General features: G+C 37.4%; 20 protein-coding genes. 5 read left to right on the top strand and 15 right to left on the bottom strand.

Annotated features, from left to right (window positions below; translation table 11 throughout):
* Positions 1 to 149: 149 nt before the first annotated feature.
* From MJY40_RS09670 to MJY40_RS09680, 3 genes are all read left to right on the top strand, one after another.
* Positions 150 to 605 carry a DUF5721 family protein gene (locus tag MJY40_RS09670; RefSeq protein ID WP_317854038.1) on the top strand — a complete coding sequence of 152 codons (456 nt, stop codon included), beginning with the start codon at positions 150 to 152 and terminating at the stop codon, positions 603 to 605.
* A 246-nt stretch (positions 606 to 851) separates the two neighbouring features.
* The gene (gene htpG / locus MJY40_RS09675) at positions 852 to 2,864 is read left to right on the top strand and encodes a molecular chaperone HtpG (protein ID WP_317854039.1); all 2,013 of its coding nucleotides are present in this window, start codon (positions 852 to 854) and stop codon (positions 2,862 to 2,864) included.
* A 930-nt stretch (positions 2,865 to 3,794) separates the two neighbouring features.
* On the top strand, positions 3,795 to 4,832 hold the full coding sequence (locus MJY40_RS09680) for an NAD(P)H-dependent flavin oxidoreductase (RefSeq protein ID WP_331488162.1): 1,038 nt from the start codon (positions 3,795 to 3,797) through the stop codon (positions 4,830 to 4,832).
* Positions 4,833 to 5,065: 233 nt separating this feature from the next.
* Here MJY40_RS09680 and MJY40_RS09685 read toward each other — a convergent pair whose 3' ends face one another.
* The 12 genes from MJY40_RS09685 to MJY40_RS09740 form a co-directional block, all read right to left on the bottom strand.
* Complete coding sequence (locus MJY40_RS09685) at positions 5,066 to 6,457, bottom strand: NAD(P)/FAD-dependent oxidoreductase (protein ID WP_317854040.1); 1,392 nt, start codon at positions 6,455 to 6,457, stop codon at positions 5,066 to 5,068.
* Between the two features lie 236 nt (positions 6,458 to 6,693).
* Positions 6,694 to 6,933: a hypothetical protein gene (locus MJY40_RS09690; protein ID WP_317854041.1), complete on the bottom strand. Its 240-nt coding sequence runs from the start codon at positions 6,931 to 6,933 to the stop codon at positions 6,694 to 6,696.
* A 127-nt stretch (positions 6,934 to 7,060) separates the two neighbouring features.
* The gene (locus MJY40_RS09695; protein ID WP_317854042.1) at positions 7,061 to 7,231 is read right to left on the bottom strand and encodes a hypothetical protein; all 171 of its coding nucleotides are present in this window, start codon (positions 7,229 to 7,231) and stop codon (positions 7,061 to 7,063) included.
* Between the two features lie 86 nt (positions 7,232 to 7,317).
* Positions 7,318 to 8,112 carry an EcsC family protein gene (locus MJY40_RS09700; RefSeq protein WP_317854043.1) on the bottom strand — a complete coding sequence of 265 codons (795 nt, stop codon included), beginning with the start codon at positions 8,110 to 8,112 and terminating at the stop codon, positions 7,318 to 7,320.
* A gap of 61 nt (positions 8,113 to 8,173) precedes the next feature.
* Complete coding sequence (floA, locus tag MJY40_RS09705; RefSeq protein ID WP_331488163.1) at positions 8,174 to 9,199, bottom strand: flotillin-like protein FloA; 1,026 nt, start codon at positions 9,197 to 9,199, stop codon at positions 8,174 to 8,176.
* A 25-nt stretch (positions 9,200 to 9,224) separates the two neighbouring features.
* Entirely contained in the window at positions 9,225 to 9,689 is a 465-nt protein-coding gene (locus tag MJY40_RS09710) for an NfeD family protein (RefSeq protein WP_317854044.1), read from the bottom strand.
* A gap of 42 nt (positions 9,690 to 9,731) precedes the next feature.
* The gene (locus tag MJY40_RS09715) at positions 9,732 to 9,905 is read right to left on the bottom strand and encodes a hypothetical protein (protein ID WP_317854045.1); all 174 of its coding nucleotides are present in this window, start codon (positions 9,903 to 9,905) and stop codon (positions 9,732 to 9,734) included.
* 210 nt (positions 9,906 to 10,115) lie between these two features.
* On the bottom strand, positions 10,116 to 10,973 hold the full coding sequence (locus MJY40_RS09720) for a MerR family transcriptional regulator (protein WP_317854046.1): 858 nt from the start codon (positions 10,971 to 10,973) through the stop codon (positions 10,116 to 10,118).
* A gap of 114 nt (positions 10,974 to 11,087) precedes the next feature.
* Positions 11,088 to 12,281 carry a CaiB/BaiF CoA transferase family protein gene (locus MJY40_RS09725; protein WP_317854047.1) on the bottom strand — a complete coding sequence of 398 codons (1,194 nt, stop codon included), beginning with the start codon at positions 12,279 to 12,281 and terminating at the stop codon, positions 11,088 to 11,090.
* Positions 12,282 to 12,448: 167 nt separating this feature from the next.
* A complete protein-coding gene (locus MJY40_RS09730) occupies positions 12,449 to 12,898 on the bottom strand; it encodes a hypothetical protein (protein ID WP_317854048.1) in 450 nt (149 codons plus the stop codon).
* Positions 12,899 to 13,204: 306 nt separating this feature from the next.
* On the bottom strand, positions 13,205 to 13,849 hold the full coding sequence (gene nth / locus MJY40_RS09735; protein ID WP_317854049.1) for an endonuclease III: 645 nt from the start codon (positions 13,847 to 13,849) through the stop codon (positions 13,205 to 13,207).
* Positions 13,850 to 13,981: 132 nt separating this feature from the next.
* A complete protein-coding gene (locus tag MJY40_RS09740; protein ID WP_317854050.1) occupies positions 13,982 to 16,843 on the bottom strand; it encodes an FtsK/SpoIIIE family DNA translocase in 2,862 nt (953 codons plus the stop codon).
* A 438-nt stretch (positions 16,844 to 17,281) separates the two neighbouring features.
* Between MJY40_RS09740 and MJY40_RS09745 the strand changes: the two genes are divergently transcribed.
* On the top strand, positions 17,282 to 17,839 hold the full coding sequence (locus MJY40_RS09745; RefSeq protein ID WP_317854051.1) for a ferredoxin domain-containing protein: 558 nt from the start codon (positions 17,282 to 17,284) through the stop codon (positions 17,837 to 17,839).
* A gap of 245 nt (positions 17,840 to 18,084) precedes the next feature.
* On the opposite strand, the gene MJY40_RS09750 is transcribed toward MJY40_RS09745, so the two are convergent.
* The 3 genes from MJY40_RS09750 to MJY40_RS09760 form a co-directional block, all read right to left on the bottom strand.
* Complete coding sequence (locus tag MJY40_RS09750) at positions 18,085 to 18,984, bottom strand: DMT family transporter (protein ID WP_317854052.1); 900 nt, start codon at positions 18,982 to 18,984, stop codon at positions 18,085 to 18,087.
* 14 nt (positions 18,985 to 18,998) lie between these two features.
* A complete protein-coding gene (locus MJY40_RS09755) occupies positions 18,999 to 20,972 on the bottom strand; it encodes a fructose-1,6-bisphosphatase (protein WP_317854053.1) in 1,974 nt (657 codons plus the stop codon).
* A 230-nt stretch (positions 20,973 to 21,202) separates the two neighbouring features.
* Entirely contained in the window at positions 21,203 to 22,021 is an 819-nt protein-coding gene (locus tag MJY40_RS09760) for a hypothetical protein (RefSeq protein ID WP_317854054.1), read from the bottom strand.
* A gap of 188 nt (positions 22,022 to 22,209) precedes the next feature.
* On the opposite strand from MJY40_RS09760, the gene ymfI reads away from it, so the two are divergent.
* Complete coding sequence (gene ymfI, locus MJY40_RS09765; protein WP_317854055.1) at positions 22,210 to 22,941, top strand: elongation factor P 5-aminopentanone reductase; 732 nt, start codon at positions 22,210 to 22,212, stop codon at positions 22,939 to 22,941.
* Positions 22,942 to 22,956: the final 15 nt, after the last annotated feature.

Below are 22,956 nucleotides of genomic sequence, written 5' to 3' on the forward strand. Positions count from 1 at the left end.
AGTATACCATATCTTTGCATCAAAAGAAATACAATTGCCAGCTGATATGCATTTTTATAAAAATACATTGTAATTCACATATATCGGTTGTACAATAGAATAGGAAATAGAAATTTTCCATATCATTGTTCACATACGGAGGTACTTTTATGCTTTCTTTTACCATACACGATACCAAAAACTTTATGGCTCTATTGCTCAAAGGGGATTTATTCGATACATTTATCTTTCGACAAGGTGAAATTCATACATACGCAACTTTTTTGGTGGATGGTACCAAACCAGAATTGTATCAATCAGAAGAAAATCCAGAACCCTTTTGCCAATGGTCTGAAATCAAACCTTTCTTTTTCCAAGGAATCAAAGGAAAAGCAATGCCTAGGAGCATGAAAATTGTATTCTCATTGTCTTCTGAAAAAACAGCACATTACCCCAATGCACAGGCAGTTTTTTTGAATCTACTCTTTCGTGATGGTGTTTTGCTTGTCACAACTGCCACATCTGACAAAACATTTACCTTGGATCGCAACACGGGTCAACAATGGGATGCAGACATTTTGAAGTTCTTCAAAAAACACGAAATTGCAATCCAAATGGAAAGTTAATTTCCATCTGAGTAAATACTAAATATTAACATGATTGCGGATCGATGGGGGCATCGCTCCCTACAAAGACCGAAAAACCACAGAATGTCAGTATGTATATGTAGGGTTGATTCATGAATCAACTGTTATTTCGCAAATTGTTAGCACTCTCACTTAGAGAGTGCTAATTTTTTCTTGACATTCACACAAAACGTGCTAGAATATTGTTAGAACAACAATTTCAAAGATTTTTAGGAGGTTTTTTATATGAACGAAACAGGTAATCTTTCCATTAACAGTGAGAATTTCCTACCCATTATCAAAAAATGGCTTTATACCGATAAGGATATTTTCTTGCGTGAATTGGTTTCCAATGCATGTGATGCTGTGACAAAATTACAAAAATTAAATGTTATGGGTGAGGTCGAATTGCCAGCTGATGAAACTTATGCCATCAAAGTTGTGCTGAACCCAGACAACCAAACCTTGCAAATCATTGACAATGGTATTGGTATGACTGATGATGAAATCAAAAAATACATCAATCAAATTGCATTTTCTGGTGCAACCGATTTTATGAGCAAATACCAAGAAAAAATGGATTCTGAGGGTGAAATCATTGGTCACTTTGGTCTTGGTTTCTACTCTGCTTTTATGGTTGCAGATAAGGTTGAAATTGATACACTTTCCTACCAAGAAGGTGCTACACCTGCCAAATGGTCTTGTGAAGGTGGCATTGATTATGCTATGGAAGATGGCACAAGAGCAGAACGTGGTACCACCATCACTTTGTTCCTCGGTGAAGATGGCAAAGAATTTATGGATGAAGCAGTTCTTTATGCTGGACTTCAAAAATATTGTTCCTTTATGCCAGTATCTATCTTTATGGATGTAGAAAAAGAAGCGACTGAAGAAGAAATTGCTGCTGAAAAAGCCGAAAGCAACACACTTCATATCACGCCAGAAGAAGCAGAAGGTTTGACCAAAGACGATGCTTTGGAAAAATTGGCAGAACAAAACAAAGAAATTGAGCCAGAACCACTCAATGACACTAATCCACTTTGGCAACGTCAACCAAAGGATTGCACAGATGAAGATTACAAAGCTTTCTATCACAAAGTGTTTGCTGATCGAAACGACCCTTTGTTCTGGATTCATTTGAATATGGACTATCCATTCCGTTTGAAAGGTATCCTCTATTTCCCTAAACTTGTGGAACAAATGGATGTCATGGAAGGTGAAATCAAGCTATACGCAAACCAAGTATATATTGCAGACAATATCAAGGAAGTTGTGCCTGAATTCTTGCTTCTATTGAAAGGTGTTTTGGATTGTCCTGATATGCCACTCAATGTTTCCAGAAGTGCACTCCAAAACGATGGTTATGTAGATAAAATGAACAAATACATCACCAAAAAAGTTGGTGATAAAATGGTGCAACTCTTTAAAAACGAACGTGAACAATACGAAAGTTTCTGGGATGATATTGGCATCTTCATCAAATATGGTTGTATGCGTGAAGAAAAACTCTATGATAAGGTGAAGGATGCATTGCTCTTCAAAACCACAGATGATGTGTATGAAACTTTGCCTGAATATTTGGAAAAGAATAAAGAAAAACATGAAAACAAACTCTTCTTTGTGACAGATGAAAACCAACAAATTCAATACATTCGCATGTTCAAAGAACAAGGTTTGGAAGCGGTTATTTTGTCTACACCAGTGGACAAGCCATTTTCTTCCTTCTTGGAATTCAAAAATCCAGATGTGAAAGTACAAAGAATTGATGCAGATATTGCAGATACTTTGCAAGAAAAAGACGAAGATGCTTCTGAAGCCAAAAAGCAAGCAGATGCGTTCTTGAATGAAACATTGCAAACCAAATTCCGCTCTTTGGTGGGTTCTGAAAACTTGAAAGTTTCTGTGGAATCATTGAAAGCTGAAAATGTTTCTGCTATGTTGTTGCTCAGCGAAGAATCCCGTCGTATGATGGAAATGATGGAACAATACGCACAAAATCCAGAAATGAAAGCCATGTTTGCAGAACAAATCAAACCAGAAGAAACCTTGGTTTTGAACCGTTCCAACCCTTTGGTGAAAACATATCTTTCCTTGCAAGAACAAGAAACCAAACAAGAAGATTGTGCTTTGATTTCACGTCAACTCTATGATTTGGCATTGATGAGCCATAGAGCTTTGACTTCCAGTGAAATGACCGCTTTCTTAGATCGTAGCAATGTGCTTTTGGGTAAATTGGCTAGTTTGGAATTGAATCAATGAAAATTTTGTAAGGGTGGATTTCATATCCGCCCTTTTTTGATGGAATAATGGGTTTACAGTGGTTTTCAATTGTGGTGAAATACCTTTAATTGCCTGTTATTTATATAATGTGTAGTGAAGCAAGAAAATAAGTGTAATAATTTTAGGGTTTAATTTTTTCAAATATTAGAGCCTTTTAGACCTTACTTTTCAACAGTGAAAAGTAACAAAAGCTGCCACTCTTTTCGAAGGCGTGGAGCCACGCTATAAGGTGGTCAAGATGGGTCATCACTTTGCGAGCAAAGCCACCTACGGTGTCCGCCACTTCTTTGGCGGTGAGTCCTTATATATCCCCCTTGAAACAGGAGTGTAATGGTATAAATCCTACGATTAGACCGTGAGTGACAAGCCCCTCACCTCTTGATTACTGGCTCAAAAACAAAGTAAGTAGTGAACAAATGACTTTTGATTTCCACTCAGCCTTTGCTTGCAAAGCGGAATCCTCAAAATTGTTATTTGTAGGAATTTCAATAAGCGTCTCTAGCCATGAAGGAAGTTTTCTTGAATTTCAATTTATTCTCTAACCTAAAGGATTTCGTTTGCAAAGGAGTTTCGAGGAGTCGCAGCCTCCTTGAACCGTGCTCCACGCTTCGGAAGTAGTGGCACTTTTTGTTACTTTTTGGTGTCAAAAAGTAAGGTCTGAATGCTTTAAAACGTGAATAAATTCCTATCTAAAATTAATTCACAACATCCCAACGGGTGACGAAACGTCACCCCTACAAAGTAAACCTTTCTACAGATTATAAGCATTTGACACAACACACAAAATTATACTACTCCATTATTAATCTAGTTTTTAAAACCACATTATATATTTATATTTACTTTTACGAACTTTTGGAGTATACTAATTCCATACAAATGAACTCTAATTTCAAAGGAGATATAGATATGAAAGAATTGAAAATTGGTGATTTGACTGCAAAATTACCCCTTGTACAAGGTGGTATGGGTGTTGGTATTTCTCTTTCTGGCTTGGCATCTGCTGTTGCAGAAGCTGGCGGTATTGGTACCATTTCAGGTGTACAAATTGGGTTTCGTGAACCTGATTTTCGTGAAAATCCACTGGAAGCAAACCTACGTGCAATGGGTCCAGAAATTGCAAAAGCAAAAGCAAATCCAAACAATATCATTGCCATCAATTTGATGACTGCAATGCGCAATTACGAAACTTATGCCAAAGAAGCGGTGCAAAGTGGCATTGATATCATCGTTTCTGGTGCTGGATTGCCACTGAATTTACCAAAATATATTGCTGGCAGCAATACCAAAATCATGCCCATTGTATCCTCTGCTAGAGCTCTAAATCTCATCATCAAATCTTGGTTGAAAAGTGATCGTTTGCCTGATGCTGTTGTTTTAGAAGGACCTTTGGCTGGTGGTCATCTTGGATTCAAAATGGATGAAATACAGGAACAAACCTATACACCATTGGAAGATTTGATTGGTGAACTGAAGGATGCATTGGCTGTGTATGAAAATCAATATCATGTCAATATTCCCTTGATTGCAGGTGGTGGTATCCATACACGTGATGATGTGCATAGAATTTTAGGTTTGGGTGCAGATGCTGTGCAAATTGGTTCCAGATTCATTGGGACAGAAGAATGCGATGCCCATGAAAACTACAAGCAAGCATTTTTGAATGCCACTGCTGAAGATATGCGTATCATCAAAAGTCCTGTTGGGTTGCCTGCAAGAGCCATTAGAAATGACTTTTTAGATGCTGCTTACACCGATGGTTTCAAGGTGAATCATTGTTTTGGATGTATGGCAAAATGCAAGCCAGCTGAAATCCCATTTTGCATTTCCAAATATTTGGTGGATGTGGCAAAGGGTGATGAAGGTCTTGTGTTCTCTGGTGCAAATGGATATCGCATCAATGAAATTACCACTGTTCCAAAGTTAGTAGAAGAATGGTTTGAATGATAAAGCATGAACAGTGAAGAACGAAAAGTGAATAACAAAAAGTTTATAGTGTTGTAAGTTAAACGAGATGGGAAACCCATCCCCTACAAAACAAACAATCCATATACAAAAACGATTTATATACAAAAAAGGCAAATTACAGAATACACACTGTAGTTCGCCTTTTTATTTTGATATCTATTGTATTTTTAGTATCAGGGTTGATTCATGAATCAACCCTACAATTGCTATTATTACAACAATTTTCTACCCATCATAACACCCATAAGAGATGCCATCATCAATCCACGAGTCCAACCACTGGAATCGCCCAAACAATGCAAGTTTTTCACATTTGTATTGAAATCTGTGTCCATTTTCACTTTATTGCTATAGAATTTCAACTCTGGTGAATAGAGCAATGTTTCATCAGAAGCAAAACCTGGAACCACCTTGTCCATTGCATGAATGAAGTTGATGATATTGGTCATTGCACGATATGGCATCGCAGCTGTAATATCTCCTGCCACTGCATCTGGCAAAGTTGGCACCAAATTGGAATGGGACAATTCTTTTGGCCATGTACGTTTACCATCCAAAATATCGCCAAAACGTTGCACCAACAACTGACCATTTCCAAGCATATTGGTCAATTCCCCTACTTTTTTCGCGTATTCAATTGGTTGATTGAATGGTTCTGTGAAGTTATGGGAACAAAGAATTGCCAAGTTGGTGTTATTGGATTTCAAGTCTTTATAGGAATGTCCATTGACCACTGCCAAGTCATTGTCATAATTTTCTTGGCTGACAAAGCCACCTGGATTTTGACAGAAAGTACGCACTTTATTTTTGAATGGTTTTGGATATCCAATCAATTTGGATTCATACAACACATCGTTGACCTTTTCCATAACCTCGTTACGCACTTCTACACGCACACCAATATCTACAGTTCCAGGAGCATGTGCAATGTCATTTTCAGCACATACCTTTTCCAACCAATCAGCACCTCTACGTCCTGCTGCAAGCACAATATGGTCGCCATAAATGGATGTGGTTTCTCCTGTTTTATCAGAAATAACAATCCCTTTGCACACGCCATCTTCCAAAATAATGGTTTCGCATTCTGTGGAGAATCGGATTTCTACTCCATTTGCGAGCAAATATTCTTGAATTGCAAAGTAGATATCTTGTGCTTTTTCAGTACCCAAATGTCTAATTGGACAATCCACCAATTTCAAGCTGGCATTGATTGCTTTTCTACGAATGTCTTTGATTTCTTCTGTAACGCCAATACCTTCAATTTTGGTATCTGCACCAAATTGCAAATAGATGCTATCTGTATACTTGATCATTTCTTGTACCACATCTGCACCAACCAAATTTGGCAAATCGCCACCAACTTCATAGCTCAAAGAAAGCTTTCCATCAGAAAATGCACCAGCACCACTGAATCCAGTTGTAATATGACAGTTTGGTTTACAAGAAACACATTTATTGGTAACGCTTTTTGGACATACTCGTTCTTTGATGCTACGTCCTTTTTCAATCATAATGATTTTTTTCTTTGAACCCTTTTGAACCAATTCCAATGCAGTAAAAATCCCAGCAGGACCTGCGCCAACAATAATCACATCTTTTTTCATTTTGATCTGACCTCCTAATAAAATAAAAAAACCACCAACAGTTATACGGTATTCCCATTAAGGGTACACGAATCCCCTAGATAGGGGACTGCATAGTTAACTGTAAGCAGTTTGTAGAAACGTCCATCTATTATATGAACATATATGAAATCCAAATCCTTGTATATTTTACAAGACATATGTTTCTTTGTCAAGAACATTTTTATGGAAATTTGCACAAGGTTTTACAAGGTTTTTTAGCCAATATAATCAATTTCCAGTTCATTCATAACAGATTCTATTTTTACATTTCCTACCATTGCTTTTTCTAGTAATGATGCTTTGGAAGCATATTGCTGTGGGAATTTGGTTTCGATACAACAATAGAGATATCCACCATCGCTATTTCTGGTTATAAAATAGTTGTATGTACCATAATGAAACTCAATGTCTTTTCCTGTTTCCAATGCATCCAAAATACGCTCTTTGGTGTCCATATAAATCCCCTTTCATATTTCTATAATTTTACAAATGATTTCCTTTATTTTATCATGAGTTTGTCAATTTTTCAAGTCATAGAAAGAAACCGTAAGCCAATTGACCTACGGTTTCTTTGCAATAAAATCAGCAATTTCCTTTTTTATGATCACAGTCTTTATTGCAATTTTTATCTGTTTTTTTGTCTGTTTTTTTACCTGTTTCAATGCTATATTCTTGTGCAAACTCTGTTCTGTTCATACCTTTGTGCGCTTTGGTTGTATTGGTTTTGTTTGTGCTTTTTGATCTTTTATCCATGATATCACCCTCCAAGTCATTTTATCACCTATATCTACAAGTGAGATGTTTTTCTCACACAAATAGTATGGTGATTTGGAAGTGATTTATACACAGGATAATTTTCCAATCAAATACCTTTTTTTGTATTGTAAAGTTGCATATTGCAAAATACGATTGTAGATAACAGGATTTACCAAACCACCCAATGCACCTATCACAAAAACACCTTGTACAAATTTTCCAAGTAACATGGCTTCTGCCAAAGCATTTGCTGTTTTTCCCATTTCATCTGCATAGGAATACGTTGTATTTTGTGAATTGGATACAAATGTTTCTATTTCTTGGTGTAACATACGTTTTTCACCACCAGATACCAATGCACAACGAATCACCTTCAAAATATATACTTGCTCCCATTCTGTATCATAAACAAATCCATAGCTCAATGCAGTTTCATAAATCCCTTTTAAAATCACACCCAGAAACACAGGAATATCTGGCAAGCCAATGCCAAAAGCCCCCAGACCAACCCCTTCTATGGTTGTGATACACCCATTTCGCAAATTTGTTTTTCCACTTTTTTTCGTAATTTTGCGTATGGATTTTTTATTTTGCAAACGATTCACACGTAAATCATCCACTTCAAACTCTACCTGCATTTCTTCCTTTGCAATGGTTTTCTCTACAACAACAGAGCCTTTTGTAAACATCAGCAATAACCCCTGCTCAAATCCTTTTTCCAGAGATACCAATACCTTTGGCGGAATCTTACTTTTGGCATCTGCCTCTAAATCACGCATTTTTTGAACTGGTTCTGTTAACGCATTTCGTTTAGGTTCACGCAACCATTTCTCTTCTTTTCGCAACAATTGATTCCATTCTTTCTCCAACGCCTTCATATATATCCCCCTAACAAAACAGACGACTCCGAGGAATCGCCTGATTGAAATTATATACTAATTATACTTTTGGCATACCATCTGTATCGTTGTTTGCACCAAACATCTTGGTCAAATCGGTATTGCCAACATTATTTTTCATAGCGGTATCAGACAACACATTTTGCATTTTGTAGTAGTCCATAACGCCCAAATTGCCACTTCTCAACGCTTCTGCCAAAGCCATTGGTACCTCTGCTTCTGCTTCCACAACTTTTGCTTTCATTTTTTCTACTTCTGCTTTCATTTCTTGTTCTGTTGCAATTGCAGTTGCACGTCTTTCTTCTGCTTGTGCTTGTGCAATTTGCTTGTCTGCTTCTGCTTGTTGGATTTGCAAATGTGCACCAATATTTCTACCGATATCCACGTCTGCAATATCAATAGACAAGATTTCAAAAGCAGTACCATTGTCCAAACCTTTTGCCAAAACGGTTCTGGAAATCAAATCTGGATTTTCCAAAACACCTTTATGACTTTGAGAAGAACCAACTGTTGTAACAATACCTTCACCTACACGAGCAATGATGGTTTCTTCACCAGCACCACCGACCAAACGAGCAAGATTTGCACGCACAGTTACCTTTGCAATTACTTTCACTTCAATACCATTGATTGCCACAGCAGAAATCCAAGGTGTTTCAATGATTTTTGGTGTAACGCTCATACGAACCGCTTCAAATACATTTCTACCTGCCAAGTCAATTGCTGCTGCACGTTCAAAGGACAAATCCAAGTTTGCTCTATGTGCTGCAATCAACGCATCTACCACATTATCCACACGTCCACCAGAAAGTGCGTGGGATTCCAATTGATTTGCATTGACATTCATACCCGCTTTTTGTGCTTTGATCAAAGGACGTATAATCTTGTCTGCACGCACTCTACGCAAACGCATCCCCACCAAAGAGAAAATGCTGACACGAACACCAGCAGAAATTGCTGAAATCCAAAGACCCAAAGGAACAAAACTCAAAAATACTGCAAGTATTACAATAACCACTACCATTGGTACAAATAATGCAAAAACATTTAATGCCATATCGCCCATAATTTTTTCTCCTTTTTCAATTCGCTCATGACCCCACAACTTTTACCGTTACAGATTTACCTGTGATTTGCACCACTTCCACTGTTTGACCTCGATCCACAAAATCACCAAAAGAGGTTACATCCACTTGCATACCATCAAATTCAGCAGTACCATAAGGACGTAAAGTGGTACAAGTAATGCCTTTTTTGCCAATGAGTCCCACCAAACGGGTCTCATCAAAATCTTGTGTATCTTGCTTATCTTCCAAAACCACTTTGTGATAAAATCTGCTTTTTCTGGCTACAATCACCAATATGACAAAAACAATAATCAACGCCACAAACATAACCAAAAAAGCAATAGTACCATATAATTTTGCCACCAACATTGTGGAACCAACCAAAAGTGTAATGCCTACAATTCCAAATAAACCAAATCCTGGCATCAACAACTCTGCAAACATCAATAATATCCCCAATAAAGATAATATGACTATCCAAGGAAACATACCTTCTCCTCCTTTCTTTTGTATTTTGAACTCAAATTCATACTAATATGCTGCAACCATACTCATTCCCAATACTACAAGTCCAAATGTGATACAAGCACCAAGTGTATTTTTTGGCACTTCATTTTCCTCATCTTGTGAACGTATGGCTGTAATCAAATATTTTGGAAATAAAAACCCAGATATCACTGCCAAATAAAACAAAATAGACAACATATATTCATCTCCTTTTATGAATTCATTATATCACATTTGAAACAAAATCACTATAATTTTGCAGTTTTGCAATAAAACCTTAAGATTCTATTTTGATGCTAGTTGGTATATTCGTTGATACGATATGGGCATCATACCCTACAAATTCCAATTTATATTGTGGTGTTCGGTGATAATAAAAAAAGAGCAAGCAAATGCCTGCTCCTAACATCAATCTGAAATTGGAATGATGATTTTTGTAATGTGATTTTCTTCATTATTGATATCCACTGGAGAAATGATATACTCCTCAGAAATAGGCCCTTTGATTTCATATCCTTGTTGATTCAACCATTTGATTGCTTTGATATGTGTTTGGATGATTTGGTCATTGCGACCAATGTGCAAAGCAGTGACTGCACGAAAACCACCAAAAGTTTTAAACTCTGGTGTATCACGCATTTCATTGACCTGCATACTAATTTCCAAATCACAATCTGACTTGAAAAACTGTTCCAATGGACTGTTATGGTATGTCAATACGACTGCCCCCACAGTGCGTAATTTCCATTCTGCAACCATCTCAAACAATTCGAACCAACGATCCACCGATACATCGTTGTTTTTATAATCCTTCTTTATTCTTCTGGTGAATACCACATTTCTAACCGGAATATCTTCCACTTGGATGCCTTCTGTTGTCCAATTGGATTGTTCTGTTTCCAAAAGATTATGTCCTTTTTCCAAGCGTTCCAAAAGGAGCTGTCCTTCTGCATATTGATTGTTCAAATCCTCTATCATTTGACCAATCTCCATCAAGCGTCCTTGGATACAAGCACTCATTTGGCTTGCATCTTTCTTGGAAACAATCTCATTGATTTCTTTGAGCGGAATGCCCAAAACCTTTAACTTTCGAATAATAAAAAGTGTTAAAATTTGATTTTGTGTATAATAGCGATATCGGCTATCTGACTTCCGATATTCAGGAACCAACAGCCCAATTTTATCATAGTATCGCAATGTTTTAATTGGCACATTACACAGTGTCGAAACTTTGCCAATAGAATAATAATTGTTGCCATCAGACATATGACTTACCCTTCTTTCACTTGGAATTGCCCAAAACTTCTACTATAAACCACATTTTGATATGGTGTAGGCAGCCAAAAAGCCACCTACACCGTTATATCATATTGTATCAACTTAGATAATGTTATTTTCTTCCAAAGCAGCCACTTCTTCAGCAGAAATACCCAAAACTTCAGTGTAGATTGCAACATTGTCTTCACCCAAAACAGGTGCAGCTTTTTGTGCTTCATCCACTTCACCATGAATTTTGATAGGTGTTCCTGGGATTTTGATGGTGCGATCCATACCTGGTTGATATACTTCCCAAAGCATGTTTCTTTCTTTTGTCAAATCACTATCAGAAACTTCTGGAATTGTAAGAATTGGACCAAATGGAATGGAAAGTCCACAGATGATTTCTTCCAACTCTGCAACTGTTTTGGTTTGTGTCCATTCTTCAACGATTGGTTTCAAATCTGTCAAGTAGTTTTCACAACGCAACAAGTTTGTTTTGAAACGTGGATCTTCGATTAATTCTTCTTTGCCCATTGCAGAACAAAGACCAGCGAACATTTTGTTTGTACCACAACCCATTACGAAATCTGCATCTTTTGCTTTGAAGGAGTCAAATGGAGCAATACTTGGATCTTGGTTACCAGCTCTATGAGGATGTTTGCCAGCAATTGTGTATTCTACAACGAAGTTTTCCATTGTGGAGTACAATGTGTCAACCATAGCAACATCAAGTCTTCTACCAACGCCTGTTTTTTCTCTTTCATACAAAGCCATCAAAACGCCCATACACAAGTAAGCTCCTGTGTAGCTATCGCCTACAGAAGGACCAATTTTACATGGTGGACCATCTGCAAAACCAGTTACACTCATCATACCACTCATTGCTTGTGCAACGATATCGTAACATGGACGAGATGCCAAATCACCTGTCAAACCAAATCCACTGATGGATCCGTAGATGATACGAGGATTGATTTCTTTCATTACTTCATATGTAAAGCCCAATTTTTCCAAAACACCTACTTTGTAGTTTTCACAGACAACGTCAGCTGTTTTAATCAATTCTGTGAAGATTTTTTTACCTTCGTCAGAAGCAAGATTGAGTGTAACACCTTTTTTATTTCTGTTGATATAAGCATAGTAACCGCTGTAATCATTTTCCATAGGACCCCAAGCACGAGTTTGATCTCCTGAACCTGGACGTTCAATTTTGATAACTTCAGCACCGTGGTCAGCCAAGTTCATTGTACAAAATGGTCCACTATATGCTTGTGTCAAGTCCAATACACGAATACCTTCCAATGGTCTTGCCATATTGTCACTTCCTTTCTTTTTTTACCTTTGATTATTTTTATTTAAGAAAAAAAAGCGGATATCCATTCGCTTTCCATCTTCAACTACATATATAATACATACTTAACAATACATTTTGAAAAAGAAAGGGTGTAGATATGATCTACACCCCTAATTCTCTTAAAGTCTTATTGTGGATGAACTGCATCCTTGAAAGCTTCAATTTGAGGACCTCTTTGGTCAGCTTTAGCAATGTAAAGGCTACCAATAGCTTTACCACAAAGGATAGGAGGTTCAAAACCTGTAGCAGCAGTATCGTTCATGCCTGTCATGTCCATGTGAGCTCTGTTGCACATACCAGCAACTTTGTAAGCTTCAAATACACATTGATAGGATTGGTTACCAACTTTTTCAATCCAACCAACATATTCCATGAAATCGCCAACGTATACAGGAGCTGTGAATTCGATATCTTTGTAGCCCAAGAACAAGCTAATATCGCCATCAACATAAACCATCAATTCTGTACCAACATCGCCCCATTGGTTTACGATTCTAGCACCGTTTACCAAATCGCCTGTGTAGTGACCATCTTTTGCGCTCATCATCAAGTGATGTACAACTTTTTTACCTACCATTGTAAATTCCTCCTCATAAATATGTATCGTTTGAATAGTATCTACAGCCTCAAATTAAGATTTCTCTTAACTTGGTTTTAGTGTATCTTATACTGTAGTAGGAATGTCAATATACTTATTAAAAAAAAATTCGACCCACTGCACCAGTTTTTGCCAAACACTCCACCAAGTGTATGTTTTGTTTTATTATGAATATTCCCTATTTTTCCGTATATTTTTGATAAATAACATAAGATATGAATAAAAATTTACGTTATTTTACGAAATAGATTGTTTTCATTGGTAGAGTTTTTTGATAAGTTTTTTTCAATCTTTTTTTACAATTTTCTTTTTGCCAACACAATATGGTGTCAAGAAACAGACTTCACATTGCGGACGTCTTGCAATGCAAATTTTTCTTCCATGAGCAATCATTTGGGTGTTGATTTCAATCCATTTTTCCTTGGGTACAATTTTCATCAGTTCAAATTCAATTTTGACAGGATCATCACTTTTGGTGAGTCCCAACATATTGGAAACACGTTTTACATGGGTATCTACAACAATGCTAGGGATATCATACCAATTGCCACGTACCACATTCGCTGTTTTTCTGCCTACACCAGCAAGAGAAGTCAATTCATCCAAATCTGATGGCACCTGTCCACCAAATTCTGACAGCAACCTTTGACAACAAGAAATGATGTTTTTTGCTTTGTTGTGATAGAAACCAATGGAATGAATGTCTTTCTCCAATTCTTTTAAGGATGCTTCTGCAAAGTCTTGAATGGATGTGTATTTTTGGAATAAATCCTTGGTTACAATGTTGACCCGATCATCTGTGCACTGTGCCGATAACATGGTTGCAATCAACAATTGCCATTCATTTTCGTGATGCAAATAACATTCTGTTGGTCCATAATATTCATAAAGCAAGTCCAAAACATGACCTACTTTCTCTTTTTTTGTCATTTTCAGTCTCCTTTCTATGTGATTGGATATAGATACGGGCAGATATGGAATCTGCCCCTACAATTTATTTGGATGATATGGATAATGGATATAGCAAGTCATAACCCAACAATTTATATCATTCATTTATTTTCAATTGATTTCTTCTTCAATTGGTTCTGATTCTGCACTTGGATTTTTCATTTCATACCACTGTGCCATAGTGATACGCACTCTACGTGGTTTGTTATTGCCTTCATCTTCGCCAACAATGCCATGGCGTTCCATTGCATCGATGAGTCTACCTGCTCGTGTGAAACCAATGCGGAATTGTCTTTGCAACATGGAAGCAGAGCCTTTTTCTTTTTCAATGACCATTTCCACAGCTTTCTCAAAGAGTTCATCTTCACCTTCACCAGATGGTGCTGCTGCTTGTGCCACTGCTGTAATTTCTTCAATGGTTTCTTCTGTATACGTAGGTTTGCCGCTTTTTCTTAAGAAAGAAACGATTTCTTCCACTTCGCTATCTGTAACAAAAGCACCTTGCAAACGTTCTGGTTTTCCTTGACCTGCTGGACTAAAGAGCATATCCCCTTTGCCCATCAATTTTTCTGCACCAACCATATCCAAAATGGTTCTGGAATCGATACCAGAAGACACTGCAAACGCCATACGTGATGGAATATTTGCCTTGATAACACCTGTGATGACATCCACAGACGGTCTTTGTGTTGCAATGATCAAATGCATACCAGCAGCTCTAGCCATTTGTGCCAAACGACAAATTGCATCTTCCACCTCACCAGAAGCAGCCATCATCAAATCTGCAAGCTCATCGATGATAATGACAATTTGAGCCATTTTTGCATCAGGATCGCCTTCACGTTCTTTTAAGGCATTGAACCCTTTCATATCACGCACACCAAAGGCTGCAAAGTCATTGTATCGTTGTAACATTTCACGCACTGCCCAATTGAGTGCTGCTGATGCTTTCTTTGGATCTGTTACAACTGGAATCATCAAATGCGGAATGCCATTGTATACACTGAGCTCCACCACTTTTGGATCAATCAAAAGCAATTTCACTTCTTTTGGGTCTGCTTTATACAAAATACTGGTGATCAACGTGTTGATACAAACACTCTTCCCACTGCCTGTTGCACCTGCAATCAAAAGATGTGGCATTTTTGCAATATCTGTCACAACCGGTTGTCCTGTGATATCTTCACCCAAAGCAAAAGCAACTTTAGATGGATGATTTTTGAAGGTATCACTTTCAACGACAGTACGCAAATATACAGATTGTGTTTCTTTGTTTGGGACTTCGATACCCACTGCTGCTTTTCCTGGAATTGGTGCTTCGATACGAATGCCACTTGCTGCCAAATTCAGCGCAATATCATCTGCCAAATTCACAATTTTGCTAACCTTAACCCCTTGACTCGGAGACAATTCATATCTGGTTACAGTAGGTCCTTTGTTGATTTGAATGACCTTGGCTTCTACACCAAAACTTTTCAAAGTACTTTCCAATTTCTTTGCATTTTCCAACATTTCTGCTTTGGATTGGTTGCCACCAGATTGTGGATCACGTCCCAAAAGTGAAATAGGTGGATAGATATATAGAACCTCTTTTGCCACTGATTTTACTTCTGTTTTTGGAATTTCTTTCATGACAGGCACTGCTGTTGGAGCTGGTGGCACCACAGGAGGAGTTGGTTTTGTCATTTGTGCTTCCACTCGTTCCAAATCCTGCAAATCTGCCAAAGAATTGTCTTCTACAGCATCCAATTTGTTCAATTCATTTTCTGCATAATCTGCAATGCTTGCACCCATAACTGGAATATCTGTATATTCATCTTCATAAGCAAAATCATCAGAAACTGCATCTTCTTCTGGTATATTCATCTCTGGTGCATTCATTTCTGGTGTAGCTTCTGGTTCTTCGTCCACAATTTCAAAACGATTGTTTTTCTTAGGAAAAGGAATCACCTTTTCTGCCACTGGTTCTGCAACAACAGATTCCACAGGCACTGCTTTTCTACTCCAACCCAATTCCAACTCTGGTTCATCTATTTGGAAGTTGAATTTTGCTGGGTCTTTTGGAATTGCTTCTTCTATAGTTGCCAAGCTTTTTTTTGCATACTCTGCTCTTTTTGTTCTAGGATATTGGATTTCTGTTGGTTCGTCCATTTCCTCTTGTTTTTGTTTCATAACAAAATTCAAATTGCGTTCTCGTTTGCGTTCTTCTAATTTGCGTTGTCTTTCTTCTTCCACAATTTCTCTTTGTCTGATTTGTTCTGCTTTGCTTTTCACCTTTTCATTATGAATTTTTTTACGCACTTTGCGATGAATGAAAAATGCTTCAATCAAATGAATTGCGGACTTGCCAGTTCCCATAATGAAACCAATAATCATAAGTGCAATCAACAAAATTACACTGCCTAAAACATCCAATGCACCAGTCAATAAATCACCCAACAAGCCACCCAACAAACCACCATTCAGCCAGCCACCTTCACTATAATAATATGGAATCACATCCAAAACACTCATTTGTAAAGAAGATACAGGATGCAACACTTGAATCAATGCAGACACACAGAGAACAAATAAAACGCCACCAAAACCACGAATAAATGCATAGGTTCTATCCGATGTCATCAAATACCAAACACCAAATCCCAAAACACCAATGGGTACCAAAACACCACCAAAGCCAAACAACCCCTGCAACAATCCATTGCAAAGCGTACCAAAAACACCCATTTTACCAGTCACCAAGCTGATGATTGCCACAACCGATAACACCAGAATCAAAATCACTATGATTTCGTCTACAATACTATTACCATAACGTTCTGGTACACGTGATGTGGTACCACTTGTGGTTTTTGCATTTGTTGCTGTTTTTTTGGTTGTTGTCTTTTTTGCTGTTGATTTTGCAGCTGTTTTTGCTGCTGTACCTGTTTTTTTGGTTGTACCTGTTTTTGTTGTTGTTTTTCGCTCTGCCAAAATTTCCACCTCTTTAATTCTATAGCTTTATTTCTATATAAAGTCCCCTAAACTGAATCCCTAGTATAAAATATCTTGTTTTTTCACAAAATACCATGGCAATACCGCATAACCCTAATTACAAAATTTGCAAGTAGATTTTTTCGTCATAATTATTAAAAAACACAGGCGATATCGGAAATATCGTCGAGTATTTTTGGTGATTCTGACGGGGAAATAAACCGCAAAGGTTGTGATAGGGGGTTGTGCAGTGTTGCCTTATATATTAAAGTATACCATATTTTGCATAAAAATCCTATCTCTTTTTATCTGCAATTTCTTTTTATCTGCAATCTCTTTTTATCTGCAATTTCTTTTTCTCTTCGACCCTTGCAAAATGCCTTTCTTCTATTGTATACTAATACAAACAAAACACATCATTGACAAGGAGGTTATTTTATGAAGTACACAGAAGAACAAATCCATTTGGAAGCCATTGAAACCGTTGCAAAATTGATGGTTGCTGCTGGCAAAACTGCACCAAAAGGCAGTGGTATTGATAGTATGGAAGCTATGATTTTGGATGGTGCTGACAAAGATGCACTTGCTGCTGAAATGCGTCGCTTGGGTACTCTCAATGAACAAGAATTTTTCATTCGTGATGCTGGCAATTTGGAAGCCTGTCCAATGATTGTGTTGTTCGGTGCACAAGAAACCTATCGTGGTATCAGCCATTGTGGATATTGTGGCACACAAAATTGTGGTGAAGCTGCAAAAACAGGTGCTCACTGTGCCTTTTCTGTTGGTGATTTGGGAATTGCCATTGGTTCTGCTGTTTCTGTTGCTGCAAACCATCACATTGACAATCGTATCATGTATTCTGCTGGCAAAGCTGCCCTTTCTTTGGGTCTATTTTCCGATAAAGTATTTATGGTATATGGTATTCCACTTTCCGTTTCCGCTAAGAGTCCATTCTTCGACCGTAAACCATCAGCACCTACTGCATCTGTAAAATAATGGTTGGATGATAAGGGGTGGATATGGAATCCACCCCTACAGAATATTGTCTTTTGTGGTGATTTATAACGGGATGTCGGGGACGCCATCCCCTACAAAATGCGTATAATTATAGGTTGTGGTGGCGGGTGCCCACATAGGGATACCCCTACAAAACCATAAAAACAAATAAATTCAGTCATTTGCGTGCAAAAGAGCTGTATGGATTTCTCCACACAGCTCTTTCTTTATCTCAAAATATATTTTTATCGTTGTTTTGCAGAATTGATGGTCAATAGATATACCGTTGATAAAATCAAAACAACTCCAACCAATTCCACTACACTAAATGCAGAACCCAAGAACAAAACAGAACCACCAACTGCAATAACAGATTCAAAACCACTCATCAAACTACCTACAAATGGTCCTACAATGCTGATTCCTTTCAAGAACAAAGAAAACGCAACTGCTGTACCTACAATGACAACACCAAACAATGCAATGGCTAGTCCCATATCCACAGGATAAGATTCATTCCAAGGTCTTGCAAATGGTAGCATAATCAATCCACCAATGAGCATACCATATCCTACAATGGCATACACACCATATTTTTTCATAATTTCTCCTGATATGATGTTATACACTGCAACACACCCTGCTGAAATCAATCCAAAGCCCAATGCCACTGTGGTCAATGGCATATTGTGGATATCGCCACCTGTGCTCAATAGGAAAATACCCACCAAAGCAATACAAATCGCCAAAACTTCCATTTTATTGGGTTTGCGTCTACCTTTGACACACACATAGGTCAAAACCGCAACTGCATTCAACGCTTGGATGACTGTAGCTGTACCCGCATTGGCATGTTTGACTGCTGCAAAATAGGAATATTGGCACATCATCATACCAAAAAATGAAAACACCAACAAAGTTTTGGTATCTTTTTTATTTTGAAACACCTCAAACATTTTCTTTTTTTCTTTGAGAAATCCAATTGCCACAAGCAAAATACCTGCAACCACCAAACGTACCACAACAAGCCATTCTGCTGTCATATCTTTTTCCAAAAACAGATATTGCCCAAAACAACCAGACACACCCCAACAAGCAGCGCCTGCCATAGTCATCAAAAATCCTTTTACTTGCTTTGTATTCATACTCATCCTCTATATCATTGCTCTTTGATGATACCCTTTTGATATGCGTATACCAATTTTTCCAAATCTGCAATGCTTTCCTTTAGTTTTTTACCAATATCTGTATTTTTGACACGAATTCTCTTTTGTGCATATTGATATGCCACTGTAGAAGAGTGAATGTCCATTTCTTCTGAAACAGCTGCTTCTGTGGATACAAATGGTTCATGTGATACCAAAACCATACCATGGGAATTGAAAATCAAGGTATAACCTGCAATGCCTGTTACTTTTTGGTATGCTTTTGCAAAACCACCATCGATTACAAACAATTTCCCATTCCCTTTGATTGGATCTTCACCTTTGGAAACCTTAACTGGCACATGTCCATTGACAATATGAGAATAGGAAGGATTCAAACCAAATGCTTCCATAATACGATTGCACACCGATTCATCGTTACGCAAATCATAGTATGGATTTCTCAATTCTTTGTGTGTTGTTTTATCTGCCACAAAGTAACGTTCAAATGTAGTCATTTTTTGTTTTCCAAATAAAGGTGAATCTGCTCCACACCAGAAATACCACATCAAATCTAAACATTCACGTTTGCTTTCACTATGTGGATATCCAAAATATCCTTCTCTGGCAGTACGTTCCACTTCATCAAAGTATTCTTTGCCACTGTATTTTTGACCACGGAAAGTAACCACTTTCAAAGTACCATCAGGATTCATTGGAATGCCACCATGATACAACAAATTGCTATTCCAAATGGTATACATACTACCCTTTGCATACAATACACGAATGTGTTCTTGCAAACGAGCACTGTTCACAAAGGAGAATTTGATTTTGTCCATAACTTCTTGTTCTTCTGGTGTCAATTCATATGGATTTTCTGGATTGATGGTAGGGAAATTCATATCCAACATAGGATGTTCCACACCATCAATGGTAACCATACCTGTTTCAAAATTGATTTTATCCAACAACATACGGTCTTCCATATGGAATTCTGGTCGTCTTTTGATGATTTTGGATTCCATCTTCCATTGCATGATGGAAATTGCTTTGTGCATTTTGGCAATCATATCAAAATCCTTGTCACTCATAGGATTATCCATACCTTTTGGTGCAAATTCTGTGCATGGATCGTCTTTGTAAGTTTCCATTGCAAAAGTAGCCAGTGGAATCAAATTGATGCCATAATCTTCTTCAATGGTATCGTGGTTTGCGTATCTGGTTTGGATACGAAGCACATTACAAATGAGTGCTTGACAACCTGCTGCTGCACCCATCCAAGCCAAATCATGATTACCCCATTGGATATCCACAGAATGGTAAGCTGCCAAAATATCCATAATTGCTGCTGCATCTGGACCCCTGTCGTAAATATCACCAATGACATGCAAACGATCAATTGCCAAACGTTGGATCAAATTGCCCAGTGCTGCAATGAAACGATCTGCTTGCCCCAAATCAATGATGGTATTGATGATTTCGTTGTAATACATCTCTTTATTGACACCATCGTTGCTATGAATGAGTTCTTCCATAATATATGCAAATTCCTGTGGCAATGCTTTACGAACCTTGGAACGTGTATATTTGGAAGCACCAATCTTTGCAATGATCACCAATCTATGTAGGGTAATGCGATACCAATCTTCCAATTCGTCTTCTTGTTCACGCACATGTTTGAGCTTCATTTCTGGATAGTAAATCAAAGTTGCCAAAGTCTTTTTTTCGCTAACTCTAAGACTTGTGCCAAATACTTCATCAATCAAATCCTTGATTACACCAGAAGCATTCCGCAACACATGGCGAAACGATTCCAATTCCCCATGAATGTCTGAAACAAAGTGTTCTGTTCCCTTTGGTAAATTCAAAATCGCCTTCAAATTGATGACTTCTGTTGCTGCACTATTTGTATTTTTATATTGATTGGACAATAGTTTTAGATATTTCATTTCGCCTTCTGTAAACTCCGCATTTCCTGAATACATATATACACCGTCCTTTTCATTTATTTATATAATTTGTACCTTATAGTATATCAAATCACATCCATAATATCTAGCAAAATATGTAAATACAAAAGAAATCTTTTTAAAATATTGAAATTGGATACACTACAATTGCAAAACAAAAGCAAAGGAAAGATATTCCTGTATACAAACCCTTATTTTCAAAAAATCGAAATAAAAAAGGAGCCTTAAAAGCCTCCTAAAATGATTTATTCAACCTCTGCAAACGCAACTGCATCCACAATGTTTTTAGATAATTTTTTACCATGTACCAACATTTCACGGTTTAGGAACAATACAGTCATGCAAATGAACATCAAACTTTCTGTAAAGTAAGACAATGCCATGAATATCGCATCCACAACAAAACCATCTCCAAGCAAAGAAACCACCAATTCAATCATACTATTGAACCCTACACCAAGCATAAAGATGAATATGAAAAACCCCAAACTTTTGAACCATCTACCCTTTACCAAAACTGCACTATATTGAATGGATTTTTTACCTGTTTGACCGGATAAGCCAATGGCTTGTATATAAAACATCACCAAAACACCAAGATACACTCCTGGTATCACAAACGCACCAAATCCAAGACCCACACCCAAAGCAACCAATACACCTGCTGCCATATAAGTTCCCAAACAATTGAGACCTTCACCAATTGCATCCTTTGGAGACATTTCTTCCTCCACAAGATAGGATTTTGCCAACTTTGCAATGGCAATGGCTCCCACTGGTTCCAACCATAACAGCACCATGATTTGCAACAATTGATTGCCACCATACGCTTTTGCCATATCCCACAAGGCAACCGTATCTACACTAGTTGCTTGCATCAAAACTGACAAGGAACTTGCAGTCAAAAACATTTGATTCATAATGAAGGTATGCAGTATTGCAATAGGAAAGAATACAACCCCTACAACAAATGCTATTTTTTTGAAGTTTTTACGAAAAATATACATCCCAAGACTAAAAATTTCTATATAACGCATCTCTTTGCCATTGATCCAGTCTAACATAGGCTTCTCCTTACTCTATACATTTTCTATCATCACATTTTTTAAATTTATATAATAGTATATCACATTTTCTTTTTTATGAATACTTAATTTCTCTTAAGAAATTTAGTATATGATATTTCTGTATTGTGTTTCCACATGTTTTCAGATACAATATGCTCATACAAAGAAAGAGGTGACAATCTCCTATGCAAAAAACCGTTTTGATTACAGGTTCCTCTCGTGGTATTGGTCGTGGCATTGCCAAAGCCTTTGGAAAAGCTGGCTATCGTATTGTTTTGAATGCTTCCAAAAGCCAAGAAGAACTTCTGAATACAGCAAAAGAATTGGAAGATTTGGGCATTTCTGTGCTCCCCATTTTGGCAGATGTTTCTGATTATGTTGCTTGTCAAAAAATGTTCCAAGAAATTGAAAACGCCTATGGTACTGTTGATGTTTTGGTGAACAATGCTGGTATTTCTCACATTGGTTTGTTTACCGATATGCGACCTGAAAATTGGCAGAAAATGATTGCTATCAATTTCGAATCTGTTTGCAATTGTTGTCATTTGGCATTGCCTAGTATGGTACGCAATAAATTAGGAACTATCATCAATATTTCTTCCATTTGGGGCAATAGTGGTGCTTCTTGTGAAGCGGTGTACTCTGCAACAAAGGGTGCCATCAACGCATTTACACAGGCACTTGCAAAGGAATATGCACCTTCTGGTATTCGTGTCAATGCCATTGCTTGTGGTGTTATTGAAACACAAATGAACGCTTGTTTTGATGCAGAAGAACGTCAAAATTTAGCAGATGAAATCCCAATGATGCGTTTTGGTACCACCGAAGAAGTGGGTAATGTTGCTGTATTCTTGGCAAATGATGCTTCTTCTTATTTGACTGGACAAATTTTAACCCTAGATGGAGGATTTTTATAATGAATAAAAGATATT

This window comes from Chakrabartyella piscis (assembly GCA_030067835.1).
Lineage (GTDB): Bacteria > Bacillota > Clostridia > Lachnospirales > Anaerotignaceae > Chakrabartyella > Chakrabartyella piscis.